Origin of the sequence: Actinosynnema sp. CS-041913 (genome assembly GCF_050942485.1) — a bacterium.
In the GTDB taxonomy this organism is placed as follows: domain Bacteria; phylum Actinomycetota; class Actinomycetes; order Mycobacteriales; family Pseudonocardiaceae; genus Actinosynnema.
The window spans coordinates 3,246,762-3,263,614 of sequence record NZ_CP192037.1; the positions used below are offsets into that span (position 1 = coordinate 3,246,762).

General features: G+C 69.6%; 13 protein-coding genes and 2 pseudogenes. 7 read left to right on the plus strand and 8 right to left on the minus strand.

Features of this window, described 5'->3' with window-relative positions; genetic code table 11:
• Positions 1–42: 42 nt before the first annotated feature.
• The 7 genes and pseudogenes from ACQPZF_RS15560 to ACQPZF_RS15590 all read left to right on the plus strand — a co-directional run bounded on the left by ACQPZF_RS15560 (position 43) and on the right by ACQPZF_RS15590 (position 9,627).
• On the plus strand, positions 43–6,231 hold the full coding sequence (locus ACQPZF_RS15560) for an RHS repeat-associated core domain-containing protein (protein ID WP_433272144.1): 6,189 nt from the start codon (positions 43–45) through the stop codon (positions 6,229–6,231).
• A 189-nt stretch (positions 6,232–6,420) separates the two neighbouring features.
• A pseudogene (locus ACQPZF_RS15565) lies at positions 6,421–6,651 on the plus strand (histidine kinase); the annotation flags it as partial.
• A gap of 13 nt (positions 6,652–6,664) precedes the next feature.
• Positions 6,665–6,940, plus strand: a complete 276-nt coding sequence (locus ACQPZF_RS15570) for a response regulator transcription factor (protein ID WP_433272145.1) — start codon at positions 6,665–6,667, stop codon at positions 6,938–6,940.
• An 82-nt stretch (positions 6,941–7,022) separates the two neighbouring features.
• Positions 7,023–7,199, plus strand: a pseudogene (locus ACQPZF_RS15575) (hypothetical protein); the annotation flags it as partial.
• Positions 7,200–7,234: 35 nt separating this feature from the next.
• A complete protein-coding gene (locus tag ACQPZF_RS15580; RefSeq protein ID WP_433272146.1) occupies positions 7,235–8,050 on the plus strand; it encodes a carboxylesterase family protein in 816 nt (271 codons plus the stop codon).
• A gap of 83 nt (positions 8,051–8,133) precedes the next feature.
• Positions 8,134–8,556 carry a hypothetical protein gene (locus ACQPZF_RS15585; protein WP_433272147.1) on the plus strand — a complete coding sequence of 141 codons (423 nt, stop codon included), beginning with the start codon at positions 8,134–8,136 and terminating at the stop codon, positions 8,554–8,556.
• Between the two features lie 249 nt (positions 8,557–8,805).
• The gene (locus tag ACQPZF_RS15590; protein ID WP_433272148.1) at positions 8,806–9,627 is read left to right on the plus strand and encodes a CHAP domain-containing protein; all 822 of its coding nucleotides are present in this window, start codon (positions 8,806–8,808) and stop codon (positions 9,625–9,627) included.
• A 330-nt stretch (positions 9,628–9,957) separates the two neighbouring features.
• Here ACQPZF_RS15590 and ACQPZF_RS15595 read toward each other — a convergent pair whose 3' ends face one another.
• The 8 genes from ACQPZF_RS15595 to ACQPZF_RS15630 all read right to left on the minus strand — a co-directional run bounded on the left by ACQPZF_RS15595 (position 9,958) and on the right by ACQPZF_RS15630 (position 16,665).
• Complete coding sequence (locus ACQPZF_RS15595) at positions 9,958–10,500, minus strand: potassium-transporting ATPase subunit C (RefSeq protein ID WP_433272149.1); 543 nt, start codon at positions 10,498–10,500, stop codon at positions 9,958–9,960.
• Positions 10,501–10,507: 7 nt separating this feature from the next.
• Positions 10,508–12,553, minus strand: coding sequence for a potassium-transporting ATPase subunit KdpB (kdpB, locus tag ACQPZF_RS15600; protein WP_433272151.1), 2,046 nt, complete (start codon positions 12,551–12,553; stop codon positions 10,508–10,510).
• Positions 12,550–14,172, minus strand: a complete 1,623-nt coding sequence (gene kdpA, locus ACQPZF_RS15605; RefSeq protein ID WP_433272152.1) for a potassium-transporting ATPase subunit KdpA — start codon at positions 14,170–14,172, stop codon at positions 12,550–12,552. The genes kdpB and kdpA overlap by 4 nt, the downstream gene beginning before the upstream one ends.
• Positions 14,172–14,273: a K(+)-transporting ATPase subunit F gene (kdpF, locus tag ACQPZF_RS15610; RefSeq protein WP_433272154.1), complete on the minus strand. Its 102-nt coding sequence runs from the start codon at positions 14,271–14,273 to the stop codon at positions 14,172–14,174. Before kdpF ends, kdpA begins: the two co-directional genes overlap by 1 nt.
• On the minus strand, positions 14,270–14,416 hold the full coding sequence (locus ACQPZF_RS15615; protein WP_433272155.1) for a hypothetical protein: 147 nt from the start codon (positions 14,414–14,416) through the stop codon (positions 14,270–14,272). Before ACQPZF_RS15615 ends, kdpF begins: the two co-directional genes overlap by 4 nt.
• Before the next feature lie 259 nt (positions 14,417–14,675).
• Positions 14,676–14,993 (minus strand): hypothetical protein, encoded by a 318-nt coding sequence (locus ACQPZF_RS15620; protein ID WP_433272156.1) that lies wholly within the window; start codon positions 14,991–14,993, stop codon positions 14,676–14,678.
• A 288-nt stretch (positions 14,994–15,281) separates the two neighbouring features.
• A complete protein-coding gene (locus ACQPZF_RS15625) occupies positions 15,282–15,863 on the minus strand; it encodes a GNAT family N-acetyltransferase (protein WP_433272157.1) in 582 nt (193 codons plus the stop codon).
• A 343-nt stretch (positions 15,864–16,206) separates the two neighbouring features.
• Positions 16,207–16,665: a VOC family protein gene (locus tag ACQPZF_RS15630; protein WP_433272158.1), complete on the minus strand. Its 459-nt coding sequence runs from the start codon at positions 16,663–16,665 to the stop codon at positions 16,207–16,209.
• Positions 16,666–16,853 lie beyond the last annotated feature (188 nt).

Genomic DNA, 16,853 nt, shown 5'->3' on the forward strand with positions numbered 1-16,853 from the left:
GCCCCCTCTCCACTTCACGACGTGCCCTCACGGGAGGTTCCCATGACTGTTCGCCGAGGTGTGCCGCGGTCCCTCGCGACCGCGCTCTCGGTCGTCCTGGCGGCGGGGTTGATATCGGCGACGCCCGGCCTGACCGGACCGGCGGCCGGCGCCCCGCGCCCGGAGGACCGCGACCCGGTCGTCGCCGGGCAGCCGATCGCCACCAGACCGAGACCCGACCTGCCACCCGCGCCCGAGCCGGTGGTGTCCTGGCCGGCCGCGGCCACCGTGGACGTGGAAGTCGGCGCTCGGGCGTCGGTCCAGGCGGCGGCGTCGCCGGTCCGGGTCGAGTCCGCCGACAGCGGCAAGGTCCGGGTGCGGGTGCACGACCGGGCCGCCGCCGTCCGCGCCGACGTGGCCGGTGTGCTGCTCACCGTCGGGCGCGCGGAGGAGTCCCCGTTGCCGGGCAAGGCGATGGTGCGGCTCGACTACTCGGGGTTCGCCGAGGCGTTCGGCGGTTCGTACGGGTCGCGGGTGCGGCTGGTGCGGATGCCCGCGTGCGCGCTCACCACGCCGGACAAGGCGGAGTGCCGCACCACGACCCCGGTGCCCTCCGCCAACGACGTCCGCGCCAAGACCGTGTCGGCCGAGATCGAGCCCGCCCAGGCCACCGTGCTGGCCGTGACGGCGGGCACCGAAGGCCCCAAGGGCGACTACAAGGCGACCGAGCTGGCCGCCTCGGCGACCTGGCAGGTGGGCACCCAGAGCGGTGACTTCACCTGGTCCTACCCGCTGCGCGTGCCCCCGGTCCCCGGCGGGCTCCAGCCCGACCTGGCGCTGGCCTACTCGTCGTCCTCGATCGACGGGCGCACGTCGGGCACCAACAACCAGGGCTCGCTGGTCGGCGACGGGTTCGACCTGTGGTCGGGATACCTCGAACGCCGGTACAAGTCCTGCAAGGACGACGGCGTGCCGAAGGACGACAAGTACGACGTGCACCCCGGAGACCAGTGCTGGGGCTACGACAACGCCGTGCTGTCGCTGGGCGGCAAGGGCGGCGAGCTGGTGCCCGCCGGCGACAACCAGTGGAAGCTGCGCAAGGACGACGGCACCCGCGTCCAGAAGCTCACCGGCTCCGCGACCGACACCGCCAACGGCGACAACGACAACGAGTACTGGCTCGTCACCACCCCGGACGGCACGCGGTACCACTTCGGCAAGAACCGGTTGCGCGGCTGGACTTCCGGCAAGCCGGAGACCAAGTCCACCTGGACCGTGCCGGTGTTCGGCGACGACAGCGGCGAGCCGTGCCACAAGAGCGCCTTCGCCGAGTCGTGGTGCCGGCAGGCGTGGCGCTGGAACCTGGACTACGTCGAAGATCCGCGCGGAAACGCCATCACCTACTACTACGAGCAGGAAGGCAACCGCTACGCGCGCAACCTGCGGGCCGAGGACGACACGCACTACGACCGCGGCGGCTACCTGAAGCGCGTGGAGTACGGGCTGCGCACCGACGCGCTGTACCCGGCGAACCCGCCGGCGCGCGTGGACTTCGAGGTCGCCGAACGGTGCCTGCGGTCGGCCGCCGACTGCGCCGAGGGCAACATCGGCACGCACCCGCAGTACTGGGAAGACGTGCCGTGGGACCTGAACTGCAAGCCCGACACCAAGTGCGAGCAGGACCACGGGGCCGCCGCGCCGTCGTTCTGGACCCGCAAGCGCATCACCAAGGTCACCACGCGGATCGTCCAGCCCGACGGGGCCGGCCACCGCGCGGTGGACTCGTGGGCGTTCGACCACGCCTGGGGCACCGCCGACGTGGACCGGCAGCTTCTGCTGAAGTCGATCGTCCACACCGGACACGCGGCGGCGACGCCGGTGACCATGCCGCCCGTGTCGTTCTCCTACACCCAGCGGCCCAACCGGGTGGACAAGCTGGGCGACGACGTGGGGCCGTTCATCAAGAACCGGGTCGGCGCGATCCACAACGAGACCGGCGGCCAGCTCGACATCAACTACTCCGGGCCCGACTGCACCACCTCGGACCTGCCCTCGCCGAACGGCAACCACCGCCGCTGCCTCCCGGTGTTCTGGGCGCGGACCAGCGGTGACACCAACCCCACGCTGGACTGGTTCCACAAGTACGTGGTGACCCGGATGGCGCAGACCGACCTGACCGGCGGATCGCCGGACATGGTCACCGACTACGACTACAGCATCGGCCGACCCTCCTGGCACTACACCGACGACGACGGCCTCACACCTGAGAAGTACAAGACGTGGTCGGAGTGGCACGGCTACGACCGGGTGCGTGTCAAGGCGGGCGTGACCGGGCCGGCGCCGTCGCAGACCGACCACTGGTTCTTCCAGGGCATGCACGGCGACCGGCTCAACGGCGACGGCGGCACGAAGTCCGTCTCGCTCGGCGACGGTGAAGGGGCGTCCTACACCGATCACGAGTCGCTGCAGGGCATGGCGCTGCGGACGGTCGTCTACGACAAGGCGGGCGGCGTGCCGGTGACCAAGACGGTGAACTCGCCGTGGCACCACCAGACCGCGAGCCGCACCCGGCCGTGGGGCACCGTCACCGCGAACCTGACCGGTGTCGCGGGCACCAGGACGCTGCGTCAACTGGACACCGGCTGGCGGGAGACGCGCAGCACCACCAAGTCCTTCAACCTGACCACAGGTGCGCCGGCGGAAGTCGACGACCAGGGCGACGTGGCCGTGGCGGGGGACGAGAAGTGCACCACGACCGCGTTCACCGGCAACGGCGAGCGGATCCTGGCGCGGCCCGCGCAGGTCCGGGTCGTGGGCAAGCGCTGCGGTGAGGCTGCCGACCTGGCCAAGGACCTGGTCTCCGACGAACGCACCTACTACGACGGCGGCGCGTTCAAGGCCGCCCCGACCGCGGGCACGATCACCCTCGTGGAGAAGGCCGAGGACGCCACCGCGACCACGGTGAAGTACCTGGCGCAGAAGCGTTCCACGTTCGACCGCTACGGCCGGGTGGAGTCGGAGACCGACGCGCACGACAACACGGCCAGGACCGCGTACGCGGACAGCCACGGGTTGACGACCAAGATCACCACGACCACACCGCCGGCGAAGGCGGGCGACGCCGCCTCGGCCCACACGACGGTCAAGGAGGCCGACCCGGCGTGGGGAGAGCCGCTGCGGGAGACCGACGCCGGCGGCAAGACGGCCACGCTCGAATACGACGCGCTGGGGCGGGTGACCAAGGTCTGGACGGGCGGCCGTGCCACCACGGGCGTGCCGGACAAGGAGTTCGAGTACCTGCTGCGGCGGGACGCGGTGGTGGCGATCACCACGAAGACGATCAACAAGGACGGTGGGCAGGACACGTCCCACTCGCTGTTCGACGGGTGGCTGCGGCAGCGGCAGATCCAGGCGCCCGGCCGGGACGGCACGACCAAGGGCCGGATCATCTCCGACACGTTCTACAACGAGTCGGGCCAGGTGGACCGGACCTACGAGCCGTACTACGCCGACGGCGAGCCGAGAACGGAGCTGTTCGGGGTCGCCAATTCCGGCCAGATCGAGACCCAGCACGTCTACGAGTACGACGGCCAGGGCCGCAAGACCGCCGACCGGCTCCTGGTGGGCAGCAGCGACGTGCAGGAGAAGTGGCGCACCACGTTCCAGCACGGCGGCAACTGGACGAAGGAGATCCCGCCGGCCGGCGGCACGGCGGTGACCACGTTCACCGACGCGCACGACCGCAAGACCGAGGTCCGCGAGCACCGCGACGGCGGGCACGTCGCCACGACGTTCCGCTACGACCACCGGGGCCGGGAAACGACCGTGACCGGTCCCGGTGGGCACGTGTGGACCACGGCCTACGACGTGCGCGGACGCAAGGTGGAGGCCTCGGACCCGGACAAGGGCGTCACCAGGTACGGCTACGACAACCTCGACCGACTTGTGTCCACTGTGGACGCGCGGGGCAAGCGGCTGACCGTCGAGTACGACGGGCTCGGTCGCAAGACGGCCCAGTACGACGCCACGGCGAGCCCGGCGGTCAAGGTGGCGGAATGGACCTATGACACGGTGCGCAAGGGGCAGCCGACCGGCTCCACCCGGTTCGTGGGCAACGCCGCGTACACCACGAAAGTCGACTTCTACGACAATCTCAACCGGCCTACCCGCAAGCGGATCATCCTGCCCGGCAACGAGGGCGCGCTGGCACCGGACGGCGGGTACGTCTTCGACACCGTCTACCACCCGGACGGCAGCGTGAAGGCCTCCAGCAGCCCGGCCGTGGGCGACCTGCCGGCGGAGAACACCTCGTTCGGCTACGACGACCTGGGCCGGCTCGTGACGATGACCTCCAACCTGTCGTCGTACCTGGTCGGCGCGGACCACACCAAGACCGGCAAGCTGATCGGCCAACGGCTGTCCATCGGCGGCGCCGGGAAGCAGGTCGACCAGACGTTCGCCTACGAGCACGGCACGCAGCGGCTGGCCAAGGCCACCACCGCGCATGCCGGCATGGCGGGCACCGACCGCAGCGTGGAGTACCGGTACTCCGACGGGGGCAACATCGAGCAGATCACCGACACGTCCCGTGACGGCGTGGACAACCAGTGCTTCCGCTACGACGACCTGCGCCGGCTGGTCGACGCGTGGTCGCAGACGGCCGCGGCCTGTGCCGCCGACCCGAACGACGCCACGATCGGCGGTCCCGCGCCGTACCGCACCCGTTACAGCTACGACGACGCCGGCAACCGCACCGGGGAAACCCGTTACGGCGCAGGGCCGGCAGGCGGCACGCAGACCGCGACGCGGGCGTACCGCTACGCCGGCAACACGGGCGTGGACGCGAAGTTCAAGGGCCACCAGCTCGCGGCCGTGACCGGCGTCGAGTCCTACGGCTACGACCAGGCGGGCAACACCGTCGAGCGCCGCACCCCGGCCGGCAACCAGACCCTGGTGTGGGACAGCGAAGGCGAGCTGGTGAAGGTCACCGACGACAAGAAGGGGGAGACGGCGTTCGTCTACTCGGCGGAGGGCGACCGGCTGCTGCGCCGTGACCCGACCGGCACCACGCTGTACCTGCCGGACCTGGAAGTCCGCCTGCCGAAGGGCGCCACCGCGCCCAAGGCGACCCGGTACTACAAGAACGCCATGCGGACCGACGCGGGGGTCACGTTCCTCGTCAACGACCACCACGGCACCGGCGAGCTGGCGATCGACGCCACCGACGGCACGGTGAGCAGGCGGCGGTACACGCCGTTCGGCCAGCTCCGGGGGAGCGGCGGGCAGTGGCCGTCCGGCAACGAGAAGGGCTTCGTCGGCGGTGTCGTCGACAGCGCCACCGGCCTCACCACGCTGGGCGCGCGCAGCTACGACCCGGACACCGGCCGGTTCGTCTCGGTCGACCCGCTGATCACCATGGGCCGGTCGCAGCAGATGAACGGCTACAACTACGCCGACAACGCGCCGCCGATCCTGTCCGACCCGGACGGCATGTACCCGAAGTACACGTTCTACCCGTTGGCGTACCGCCAGTTCTGGGTGCGCTACGGCAACTACAACCTCCTCATCCGGCAGACCCTGTACCTGGTCCACATCGCGGTGAACATCTTCACCAGCTACTGGACCTTCGCCGTCCGGACGCAGGTCGTGCGCGCCCAGCACGTCCGCATGCACGGCCCGTTCCGACCGGGGTACCAGCCGCCGGCGCAGAAGGACATCCCGGACCTGACCCCGAAACCCCAGCCGCCGCCGAAGCAGCCCGGCTGGCCGAAGAAGGGCGTCGCAGGGGCGTGCGCCGGGGGGACCTTGAGCGCCGGCGGATTCCTCGGCGCGGAGATCTGCCTGGTGAAGGACCGCAAGGGGTTCGGGATCGCGCTGTCGTCCAAGTTCGGCATCGAGCTGAACTTCGGCGCGTCCGGCGCGGTCGGTGGCACGTACTGGCACAAGAAGAAGGACATCGCCGACCTGAACACGCCGCCCGGTGAGTGGGAGAAGGCGATCAGCGTCGCCGGCACGATCGCGGGCTGGGGCGTCGGCGCCGAGTACGGCTACGACAACGACCTGGGCGACCACGGCAGCTCGCAGATATCGACCGGCGGCAAGGCGCGAGGAGGAGCGGAAATCCTGCCCCGCGGCTTCAACCCGTCGGCGTCCTACGGCAAGACCAAGGCCTGGCGGTTCCGGAACCCGGTGGACGTGTACACGGAGAAGATGATGGGCATGACCAGGCAGTTCATGTTCATGGGCCGCTGATGCGCGGGCCGGCGGACGGTCCCGGTCGGGTCGTCCGCCGGTTCGGCGGAATACTGGTGGTCATGCGCGTTCGTCCGCTCGACGTCGGCGTCGCCACGGTGGGCCGCCGTCCTGCCGGCGGTGGTGGGTGTCGCGATCTCGTTGGTCGTGCCGGGCCGGGGGGATTTCGTGACCTACCGGTACCTGGCTATGGCGTACCTCGCGGCCTACGCGTTGTGGGCCAACACCAGGGCCCGTCGGGCGCAGGCCGTCGCCGTGGAGGAGGAGCGGAGGGCCGCGGCGGCTCGTGAGCGCACGCGGATCGCGCGGGATATGCACGACATCATCACGCATTCGGTGGGGATGATGGTCGTGCAGGCGGAAGCGGGGCTGTTGGTCGTCCGGACGGACCCTGATCGGGCGGTGGCCGCGTTCGATGCCATCGCGGACACGCGTGACCCGCTGGCTGATCCGCGACCTGTCACGTCGGGGGCACGCCGTGCCCGCGCTCGCGGCGCGGCTGGAGGAGTTGACCGATCGGGAGCGGGAGACGTTGCGGCAGTTGGCCCGTGGTCTGTCCAATGTGGAGATAGCGCGCGAGCTGACGGTCAGCGAGCACACGGTGAAGACCCACGTCAGCAACCTGTTGGGCAAGCTCGGGCTGCGCGACCGGGCCCAGGCGGTCGTGTTCGCGTACGAGTCGGGACTGGTGGTCGCCGGCCGGGGTTGAGCCGATCTCGCTCTCGGGGACGAATCGCGAATCACTCCTGTCGGTGATTCGCCCGAGCGGCGCAACCGCCAGGATTGCGCCCATGAGACTCCTTGACTTCCTGACTGTGGCGGCGCTGGTCGTGTCGCCGCTGCCGGTGAGCGCCGCGTCCACCGACAACGGTTGCACCACAACCACCGCACTCGGCGTGGTCGCCGGACGTCCGGCGGGCGGCCTGTGCGTGTACCGGGGCATCCCGTACGCGGACGCGCCGACCGGTGACCGCAGATTCCGCCCACCGCAGCCGGTCGGGCCGTGGCCGGGCACGTTACCGGCGACCGACGGCACGAACCTGGCCACGACCGGCGATGCGGTGGTGGTGACGGTCGACTACCGGAGCTGCTCGGGCTCCAGGAGTCGCTGGTCGGCCGCGACCCGCTGCACGGCGCGATCCACTTCGGGCCTTCCATCGACGGTGAGCTGGTCAAGGGCCCGCTGGTCGGCCGGGTGCGGGCGGGCCACGCGCAGGGCATCGACCTGCTGATCGGCAGCAACCGTGACGAGATCAGGTTCTTCGCGCAGTTCGACCCGGACGTCCTGCGGATGACCCAGCGCGACTACGACGCGTGGTTCCCGCGGCAGCTCGCCGGGAGGCGGGCCGAGCTGGTCCGGGCCTACGAGGAGCAGCGGCCGGGGGAGAGCGAGTCCGACATCACGCCGGCGATGCTGACCGACCAGGTGATGCGCGTCCCGGCCACCAGGCTCGCCGAGGCGCAGGGTCGGTGGGCGCGGACCTACGTCTACCAGTTCGACTGGGCCCCGGAGGGCGGCCTGGGCGCGGTCCACACCGCCGAACTGCCGTTCGTGTTCGGCACGCTGAGCTTCACCGGCATCCCCGGCGGAGCCGAGGCGTTCCGCGCCGATCCGGCGCCGATCCGGCATTTGGCCAGGCTGATGGGCCGGTCCTGGACGTCCTTCGCCCGCGACGGCCACCCCGGCTGGCCCCGCTACCGGTGGGGCCGGGCCACCCGGAGCTGGGACACGCCGCCCACGCTGGCCTTCGCGCCCCGGGAGCGCGAGCGCGCCGCCTGGGCCGGGTTCGATTTCCCGGCGCTCGAACTCGGTGGGTGACCGAGTGGTCCGGTTCGGAAACGAGATATGGATTACTTCGCGTCGCGGCGGAAATCGGGCGCCGAATCGGCGAAGATGGCGGCGTGAACCAAGCTCGAAAAACCGCGGCACTCTGGTCGAGCCTCTCGACCAGGGAGTTGGCGGAGCAGGTGCAGCTAACCGTGAAGGCCCACGACGCGCGGGCCCGGGCCCTCTGGGCGGCCGTGGCGGAGGACCAGGTGCTCGCCGCGCGGGTGCGGGGCGCCCTGGCCGGCCTGAAGGCGGAGTTCCGCGGTCACCGCGACGAGGTGATGTGGCTGCTGTGGGTCAACCAGGCCCAGCAACACCTCACACCCGCCGCGGCGACCCCGGCCCGTCCGGAGGTCGAGGTGCCGTCGGTGGAAGAGGCGCCCGAGGAGATCGCCCTGACGACCGTGCCCGTGGACCGGGGGGACAGCGCCCCGAACCGACCGACTCGCGACATCCCGGCGATGATGTTCCAGGAGCCACCCTCCGCGAGCCGCTGACTACTGAGCGCTGCTGGAGGGACGGAGCCTTCGCCTGGACCCGGACATCGGGGCAGTCGTTGCTGCTTTGCTTCTGGTGGGATTGGCGGTCCAAGGCTCTTGATGTCGTGGTGGCCGCGATTTGTGGCGACCCCGGGGACGGTTGCGGGCGGCGTGTTGCGGCTGCGGCCGTCCCCGGCGGCAGTCGGGTGTTTTCGGCGATGTGGTCCTGTTTCGTAGTGTTCCCGGCTGTGGCCCAGACCTGCGTAGATGCTGGTCGCCTTGCTTCGTGGTCACCCTTCTGCCGGCAAGCTGCGTAAACCATTTTTGATTTTCCCCAGATTTTCCCCAGGTCTTCTTCGCAGTATTGGAACACCTTTCGCGGTGAAGTGGATCAGGGGAGGAAGTATGTCCGCAGGTGGTCCGTGCAGGTTTGTTCGTGGGGTGCTCGCCTTATTTGTCGCTCTGGGGTTGATGGCGGGTGCCGGTGTGTCCGCCAGTGCTTCGCCGACCGGGGAGGTCGTCGAGCCTGGCAACAGCGGCGCTGCCGACGTTGCCGCGCTGGATCCGCCTCAGTGGCGCATCCGGGAGGCGATCGCGGAGCGGGCGATCGGGCAGATCGGGCAGCGTGAGACCGGGGTGAACAACTACCCCAAGCGGTATCAGGACATCGACAAGAAGAACGTCGTGCGGCCCGCCGAGTGGTGTGGCGTGTTCGTCAACTGGGCTTGGGCGTCGGCCGGGGTTCCCCAGCGGCCTCGGATGAAGGCTCCTCGGGGTGCCCCTGCCATCGACCAGGGGCACTGGGCGACCTACTGGCAGAAGTGGGGCAAGGCCAACGGGCGGTGGAAGGCTATCGGCAAGCGTGACGTGTCGAAGGGGGATGCGGTCGTCTACGGCAACTACCCGGCTGAGATCGCGCACGTCGGCGTTGTGGTGGACGTCAAGCGCGACCCGAAGACCCTCAAGGTGACCCACGTGCGCACGGTTGAGGGCAATGTCGGCAACAAGGTCACCGATCTCAAGTGGCGGAAGATCACGGCGCTCACCGGGCGTGGGGTGAAGGCCAGCGGGTTCGTGTCGCCGTTCTGAAGGTGGTGCGGGTGATCGCCTGCGGGCGGTCACCCGCGCTTCGTCGTCGGTGGTGAGGTCCGGGTCAGCAGGCGCAGAACTCGTCGACCTCGGGGTCCTGCGGGTCGGCGAAGAAGTAGTCGTCTTCCTCTTCCCGCCCCGCTCGCGAAACCGGACGGTGGCTGTTCCGCCTCGTAGCCGAGCACGTCGGCCCAGAACGTCGAGGTGTCCATGGCGTTGTTCCCGGCCTGCTACGCGACCGACGGCTGGGAACCGGCTCTGGCGGGTCTGAAGGCCTGCTGTCCACAGGACGATGCGGGGCCACCGAGTGGTGACCCCGCATCGCCGGATTCACCCGGCGGCGTCCAGCGCACGGTTCAGCGCCGTCACGTTGACGCCCGGTTCGCCGAGGATCCCGACACCCCTGCCGTCGGTGTGCGAGGCGATCAACTCGCGGACCCGGTCTTCGCCCATCCCGCGCACCCTGGCCACGCGCGGAGCCTGCAATTCCGCGTACGCGGCGCTGATGTGCGGGTCCAGGCCGGAGGCCGACGCCGTCACCGCGTCCTCCGGCACGCGGTCCTCGGGCACGCCTTCCCGTTGCGCGATCTCCGCTCGGCGCTCGGCGACGACCGTGTCGTAGTCCGAGTTGCGCTCGCCTTTGTTCGACCCGCCCGACGCCGGCAGCGTCGCGGCGGACGGCCGGGTGTGGAACCACTGGTCGCCCGCGCGGTCGATGCCGATCCGCGTGGTGTCCACGGCTTCCGCGTTGGCGCGCAGTCCGGGTAGCCGGGACACGCCCCACACCGCCGCCGGGTAGAGGACACCCGTGATCACCGTGAGGATGAGCAGGACGCGGAGTCCGGCCATCGCCTGCTTGCCGAAGTTGTCCACCGCGGTGTCACCCGATTCCTGGGATGAGTCGTACGAGCAGGTCGATCAGCCAGATCCCGGCGAACGGCGTCACGATGCCACCGAGGCCGTAGACCAGCAGGTTGCGCCGCAGCAACGCCGAAGCGCTGGACGGCTGGTACCGGACTCCCCGCAGCGCAAGGGGGATCAGCACCACGATGATGAGCGCGTTGAAGATGACCGCGGACAGGATCGCCGACTGCGGCGAGCCCAGGCGCATGATGTTCAGCCGGTCGAGCTGCGGGTAGATCGCGGCGAACATCGCCGGCAGGATCGCGAAGTACTTCGCCAGGTCGTTGGCCACGCTGAAGGTCGTCAACGCGCCACGCGTGATCAGTAGCTGCTTCCCGATCTCCACGATCTCGATCAGCTTGGTCGGGTCGGAGTCCAGGTCCACCATGTTCCCGGCCTCCTTGGCGGCCGAGGTGCCGGTGTTCATGGCGACGCCGACGTCGGACTGGGCCAGCGCGGGCGCGTCGTTGGTGCCGTCGCCGGTCATCGCGACCAGCTTGCCGCCCTCCTGCTCGGCGCGGATCAGGGCCATCTTGTCCTCGGGCTTGGCCTCGGCGAGGAAGTCGTCCACGCCGGCCTCGTCGGCGATCGCCCTGGCGGTCAACGGGTTGTCGCCGGTCACCATCACCGTGCGGATGCCCATGGCGCGCAGTTCGGCGAACCGTTCGCGCATCCCCGGTTTCACCACGTCGGACAGCCGGATGACGCCGAGCACCACGTCGTCCTCCGCGACCACCAGCGGCGTGCCGCCCTGGGCGCTGATCTCGTCCACCACGCCCCTGGTCGACGTGTCGAGCGTGAACGCGCTCGCCGCGCCCTTGCGGATGCGCCGGCCGCCCAGGTCGATGCCGCTCATCCGGGTCTGCGCGGTGAACGGCACGAATTCGCCCGCTTTCTCGGCGTCCGTGGGCTCGGCCGCACGCCCGTACCCCGTCACGCACAGCTCGACCACGCTGCGGCCCTCGGGCGTGCCGTCGGCGAGGCTGGACAGCCGCGCGGCGTCCACCAGGGCGTCGACGGTGGTGCCGCGCACCGGGATGAACTCGGTGGCGCGCCGGTTGCCCCACGTGATGGTGCCGGTCTTGTCCAGCAGCAGCGTGTCGACGTCGCCCGCCGCCTCCACCGCCTTGCCGGACGTGGCCAGCACGTTGCGCTGCACCAGCCGGTCCATGCCGGCGATGCCGATCGCCGACAGCAGCGCGCCGATCGTGGTCGGGATCAGGCAGACCAGCAGCGCGGTCAGCACGATCACCGACTGCTCGCCGCCGGAGAAGACCGCGAACGGCTGCAACGCCAGGACGGCGAGCATGAAGATGATCGTCAACGTGGACAGCAGGATCGTCAACGCGACCTCGTTCGGCGTCTTCTGCCGCTCCGCGCCTTCCACCAACGCGATCATCCGGTCCACGAAGGACTCGCCCGGCTTCGTGGTGATCCGCACGACGATCCGGTCGGACAGCACCGTGGTGCCGCCGGTCACCGCCGACCGGTCGCCGCCGGACTCCCGGATCACCGGCGCGGACTCGCCGGTGATGGCCGACTCGTCCACCGTGGCGATGCCGTCGACCACGTCGCCGTCGCCGGGGATCACCTCACCGGCCTCGACCACCACCAGGTCGCCGATCTTCAGCTCGGCGCCGGGGACCGTGCGGCCGTCGGTGAGCCGGGCGACGGCGTCCTTCTTGGTCTTGCGCAGCGATTCGGCCTGGGCTTTGCCGCGTCCTTCCGCCACGGCCTCCGCGAGGTTGGCGAACAGCACGGTGAACCACAGCCACAGCGCGACGCCGATGGTGAACGTGTTCGGGTCGCCGATCGCGAAGACCGTGACCAGCAGCGAGCCGACCCAGACGACGAACATGACGGGGTTGCGCAACTGGTGGCGCGGGTGGAGCTTGCGCAGCGCGTCGGGGAACGACGTGAGTAGCTGTCGGGGGTTGAACACCCCGGCGGCGACCTGGTGGCCCAGGTTCTCCGCGTGCCGGTCCCGGATCTCCTCCGGGGTCCGTTGCGTCGTGGTGGTCACAGCAGAGCCTCCGCGATGGGACCGAGAGCGAGAGCGGGAACGAAGGTCAGCGCGGCGACCAGCACGATGGAGCCGGCCAGCAGCGTGGCGAACAGCGGGCCGGTGGTCGGCAGCGTCCCGGCGGTGACCGGCGCCTTCTTCTGCGCGGCAAGCGATCCGGCCAGGCACAGCACGGCGACGATCGGCACGAACCGGCCCAGCGCCATGCAGACACCCAGCGACGCCTGGAACCAGTCGCTGGTCACCGTGATCCCGGCGAACGCGCTGCCGTTGTTGTTCGACGCCGACGCGTACGCGTACAGGATCTCCGACAACCCGTGCTCACCCGGGTTGTTCAACGCGCCCTGCGTGCTCGGCAGCAACGCCGCGATCCCCGCGCCGACCAGCAGCACCGTCGGCATCGCCAGGATCGACACCGCGGCGGCGGTGACCTCGCGGCGGCCCAGTTTCTTGCCCAGGTACTCGGGCGTGCGGCCGACCATGAGTCCCGCCAGGAACATCGCGATGACCGCCATCACCAGGATGCTGTACAGACCGGTGCCGACCCCGCCCGGCGTCGTCTCGCCGAACAGCATGTTCAGCAACGTCCCACCGCCGCCCAGGCCGGTGTAGCTGTCGTGCATGGAGTTCACCGCGCCGGTCGACGTGGCGGTCGTCGTGTCCGCGAACAGCGCCGACGACGGGATGCCGAACCGGAGTTCCTTGCCCTCCAGCGGACGCAGCCCGTTCGCCTCCGCCACCCAGATCACGGTCAGCATCGCGGCCCACAGCAGCCCCATCACGCCCAGCAGCACGTAGCCCTGCCTGCGGTTGCCGACCATTGTGCCGAACGTCCGGGTCAGCGACACCGGGATGACCAGGATCAGGAAGATCTCGACCAGGTTCGACCAGCCGTTGGGGTTCTCGAACGGGTGCGCGGAGTTCGCGTTGAGCACGCCACCGCCGTTGGTGCCCAGTTCCTTGATCGCCTCCTGGCTGGCGACCGGCGCGGTGGCGACCTGCTGACCGTCGACCACCACGCCGGACTTGAGGCTCATCACGACGCCTGTGGCGACCAGCACGATGGCGAAGAGGAAGGCAACAGGCAGCAGGATGCGGAGGGTGCCGCGGGTCAGGTCGACCCAGAAGTTGCCCAACCGGTCCGTCTGACGGCGGGTGAACCCGCGCACCAACGCCATCGCCACCGCCATGCCCACGGCCCCCGACACGAAGTTCTGCACCGTCAGGCCGGCCATCTGGACCGTGTGGCCCATGACGGCCTCCGGCACGTAGGACTGCCAGTTGGTGTTCGTGACGAAGCTGATCGCGGTGTTGAACGCGACCCCCGGCGGCACCGCGCCGCGGTCGAAGTCGAACGGCAGGATCGGCTGGATCCGTTGCAGGACGTAGAGCAGCACCACGCCGACGAACGAGAACCCGATCACCGCTCGGGCGTAGGTGCCCCAGCGCTGCTCGGAGTCCGGATCGACCCGCGCGATCCGGTACACCGCGCGCTCGACCCCGGAGTGCTTCGCGCCGGTGTAGACCCGCGCCATGTAGTCGCCGAACGGCCGGTGGACCACCGCCAGCGCGAGCAGGAGGAGACCGACCTGGAGCAGGCCGGCCGCAGTGGAGGACATCAGAACTTCTCCGGCCTGAGCAGAGCGACGAACAGGTACCCGATCAACAGCAGGGCGAGCACGCCTCCGACGACGTTCGCCACCACCCCGGTGCCGCTCACAGCTTCTCCAGCCCGCGCACGCCCAGCGCCACCAGAACGAACACACCCACCAGCAGCAACGCATAGGCCAGGTCGGCCATGAGCGTGCTCCCTTCCGCCTTCGAGAGGTCCACCCGTCGGACCGCGACTCCGGAAGAGTGCATTCGGAAGTGGGTGGTCGGCGGCGGCCTGACGGCTCTTTGACAGCGGTGATCAGGTCTTTGACGCCATCTTGACGACGACGAGACGTGCGTCTCACCGCATGACCTGTCCGCGATAGCCCGAATGGCGTAGCGCTGCTACAGGTGGTGAGGTCCACGGTGGTGCGGCGCCGGGCCGGTCCTGCAGCGGCTCACGCGGTCGCCGACAACCAAACGGCCGTGTCCGAGTTGGCCCTGCTGCGCCACCAGCGCGCACCGTTCCTCAAGCTGGGACGCGATGGCCGTGGAAGAACGCGGGTTGGTCGACTGGTGTCACCCGGCTTGCAGGGCCTCGGCCACCGGCCGGCAGCGGGCGGGTCAGCGCGCCGAGCCCCTGGCGGTCGGGCAGGTCCGCGTCGAGCAGGCGTCGGGCCTGGTCGGCTTCACGGCGGTCGGCGGGGGTGGTGGCGCGGTCGGCGGCGTGGTCCGCCACCTCGGCCGGCAGGGTGTCGAACAGCCGCTCCTGCTCGGGGGTTTCGAGTTCCGGCGGTCCGTCGCTCTGCCGGTCGGACCGGCTGAACAGGTCGGCGTAGAACGCCATCCGGGCGGGCGTCCCGCCACAGCGCGTCCGCCAGGTCGGGGTGGCCGGCGGCGCGCACCCCACCGGCGAGGCTGGGCGTCCACTGGCTTTCCAGCCAGGTTGCTCGCGTTCCACGAACTGGTCCGCGAGGCCGCCGATCTGGTGGGGCCGCGGCTCCCAGTGCTTCGCAGTGGTCCCGGCTCGTCGCCGATTTTGCGCGCTCGGTTGGGGCGGATGATCCGGATACTTTGATGGCTCGTCATCACGAGGCGTTGTTCGGGGCCAAGCGTGGTGAGGTTGGCTGGGCTGTTACGGCGTTTCGGGCGTTGCGGGGGGATGTGGTGCGGGTGCTTGGTGCCTGGCATCCGGATGTGTACCGGATCGACTCGCAGCTTGAGTTCTGGTCTGGGGTGCCGGATTCTCGGTGAGGGTTTGGGTGTCTGCGATGGTGAAGACCAGTTGTGGTCGTTCCCAGGTGACCTTTGGTGGGCGTGCCGGGATGACGCCTACCTTTCGTGCGCCCATCCTGGTGTAGAAGCCTTCTGAGGGTGGGTGTGAGACTACCTTGATCGACTGGATTCCCTGTTCGCGGGCTTGGGTCAGCATGTGTTCGATCAGCTTGGCGCCTATGCCCAGGCCTTGTGCCTCGTTTGCCACGAACAGCAGGTCCAGCTCTGGTGGGTGCGTGATCAGGCTGTAGAAGCCGAGGGTAGTGGTGCTGGTATTGGCCTCGGCTCGGAAGGTTGGGTGTCGGTTCAGGTACCCGGCGGTTACCTGGTACTCGTGCAGGATCGTGGCGTACTGGCCGCGGTAGGCGGCTGAGTCCTGCATGAGGGCGGTCAGTTCCTCGGCGTGCTTGGGTTCGGCCGGCGCGATGCGAACGGTGGTCATTGGGGCAGCTTAGATAGCGTTGGTGGTCTCGCTTGGGCTTGGTCGAAGAGCGGCGCTCGCCGCTGGGCTGGCCGCCAAGGATGATCACAAAAGCAAGACTCGGGCGTCGTGTCATCCCCGCATGACCTGGTCAAAGACCACCACCCTTGTCAGGGATGCGCAAGCGAAAAGCGTGCTTGCGCATCCCTGACAAGCGCGGTTCCCTGCGGGCAGGCCATACGGGGATGACACGCAGCCCAACCGGGGGTGTGCGCGCTGCGCGCGCCACGGCGTCGAGCGGAGTCGGCCGGGGCGGAGAGTGCGGAGCGCGCCACGGCGGAGAGCGTCGTTGCTCGGGCTTGGCTCAGGCGGCGTCGGCGGCGGCTTGCAGGGTGGCGATGTCGATCTTTTTCATCGTGCGCAGGGCGTTGCCCACTGCGGCGGCCTTGGTCGGGTTCGGGTTGGCCATGAGGGTTGCCAGCGCGTTGGGCACCACCTGCCAGGACAGGCCGTAGCGGTCCTTGAGCCAGCCGCATTGGCCCTCTTGGCCGCCGTCGGCGGTGAGGGCGGTCCACAGGTCGTCTACCTCGGTCTGGGTCTCTCGATTGACGTGGATGGAGATGGCCTCGGTGAACGTGAAGTGCGGGCCGGCGTTCATGGCGGCGAAGCGTTGTCCGTCCAGATCGAAGGTCACCACGAACGCGGTGCCGTCCGGGGCTCGGGTGATGTCGGTGATCTTGGAGTTCTCGATCACGGAGGTGTAGAAGGTGGCGGCTTCCTCGGCCTGGTGGTCGAACCACAGGAAGGTGGAGACGTTCGACATGATCGGGTCCTCTCGGCTCGGTGTGCTTGCTCTCTGCCCTGTGGACGTTGCCGCTTCGCGTCGCTCGACATGTCCGGCGGGGGTCTGCCAAGATTTTTTCCGCCCGGTCGCCCGGTCGCCCGGGGTGCCGGGGTGACCTGGGACACGTCTGTCTGGCTCGGGAACTAATCCGGCCGCGCGGCGGTTGT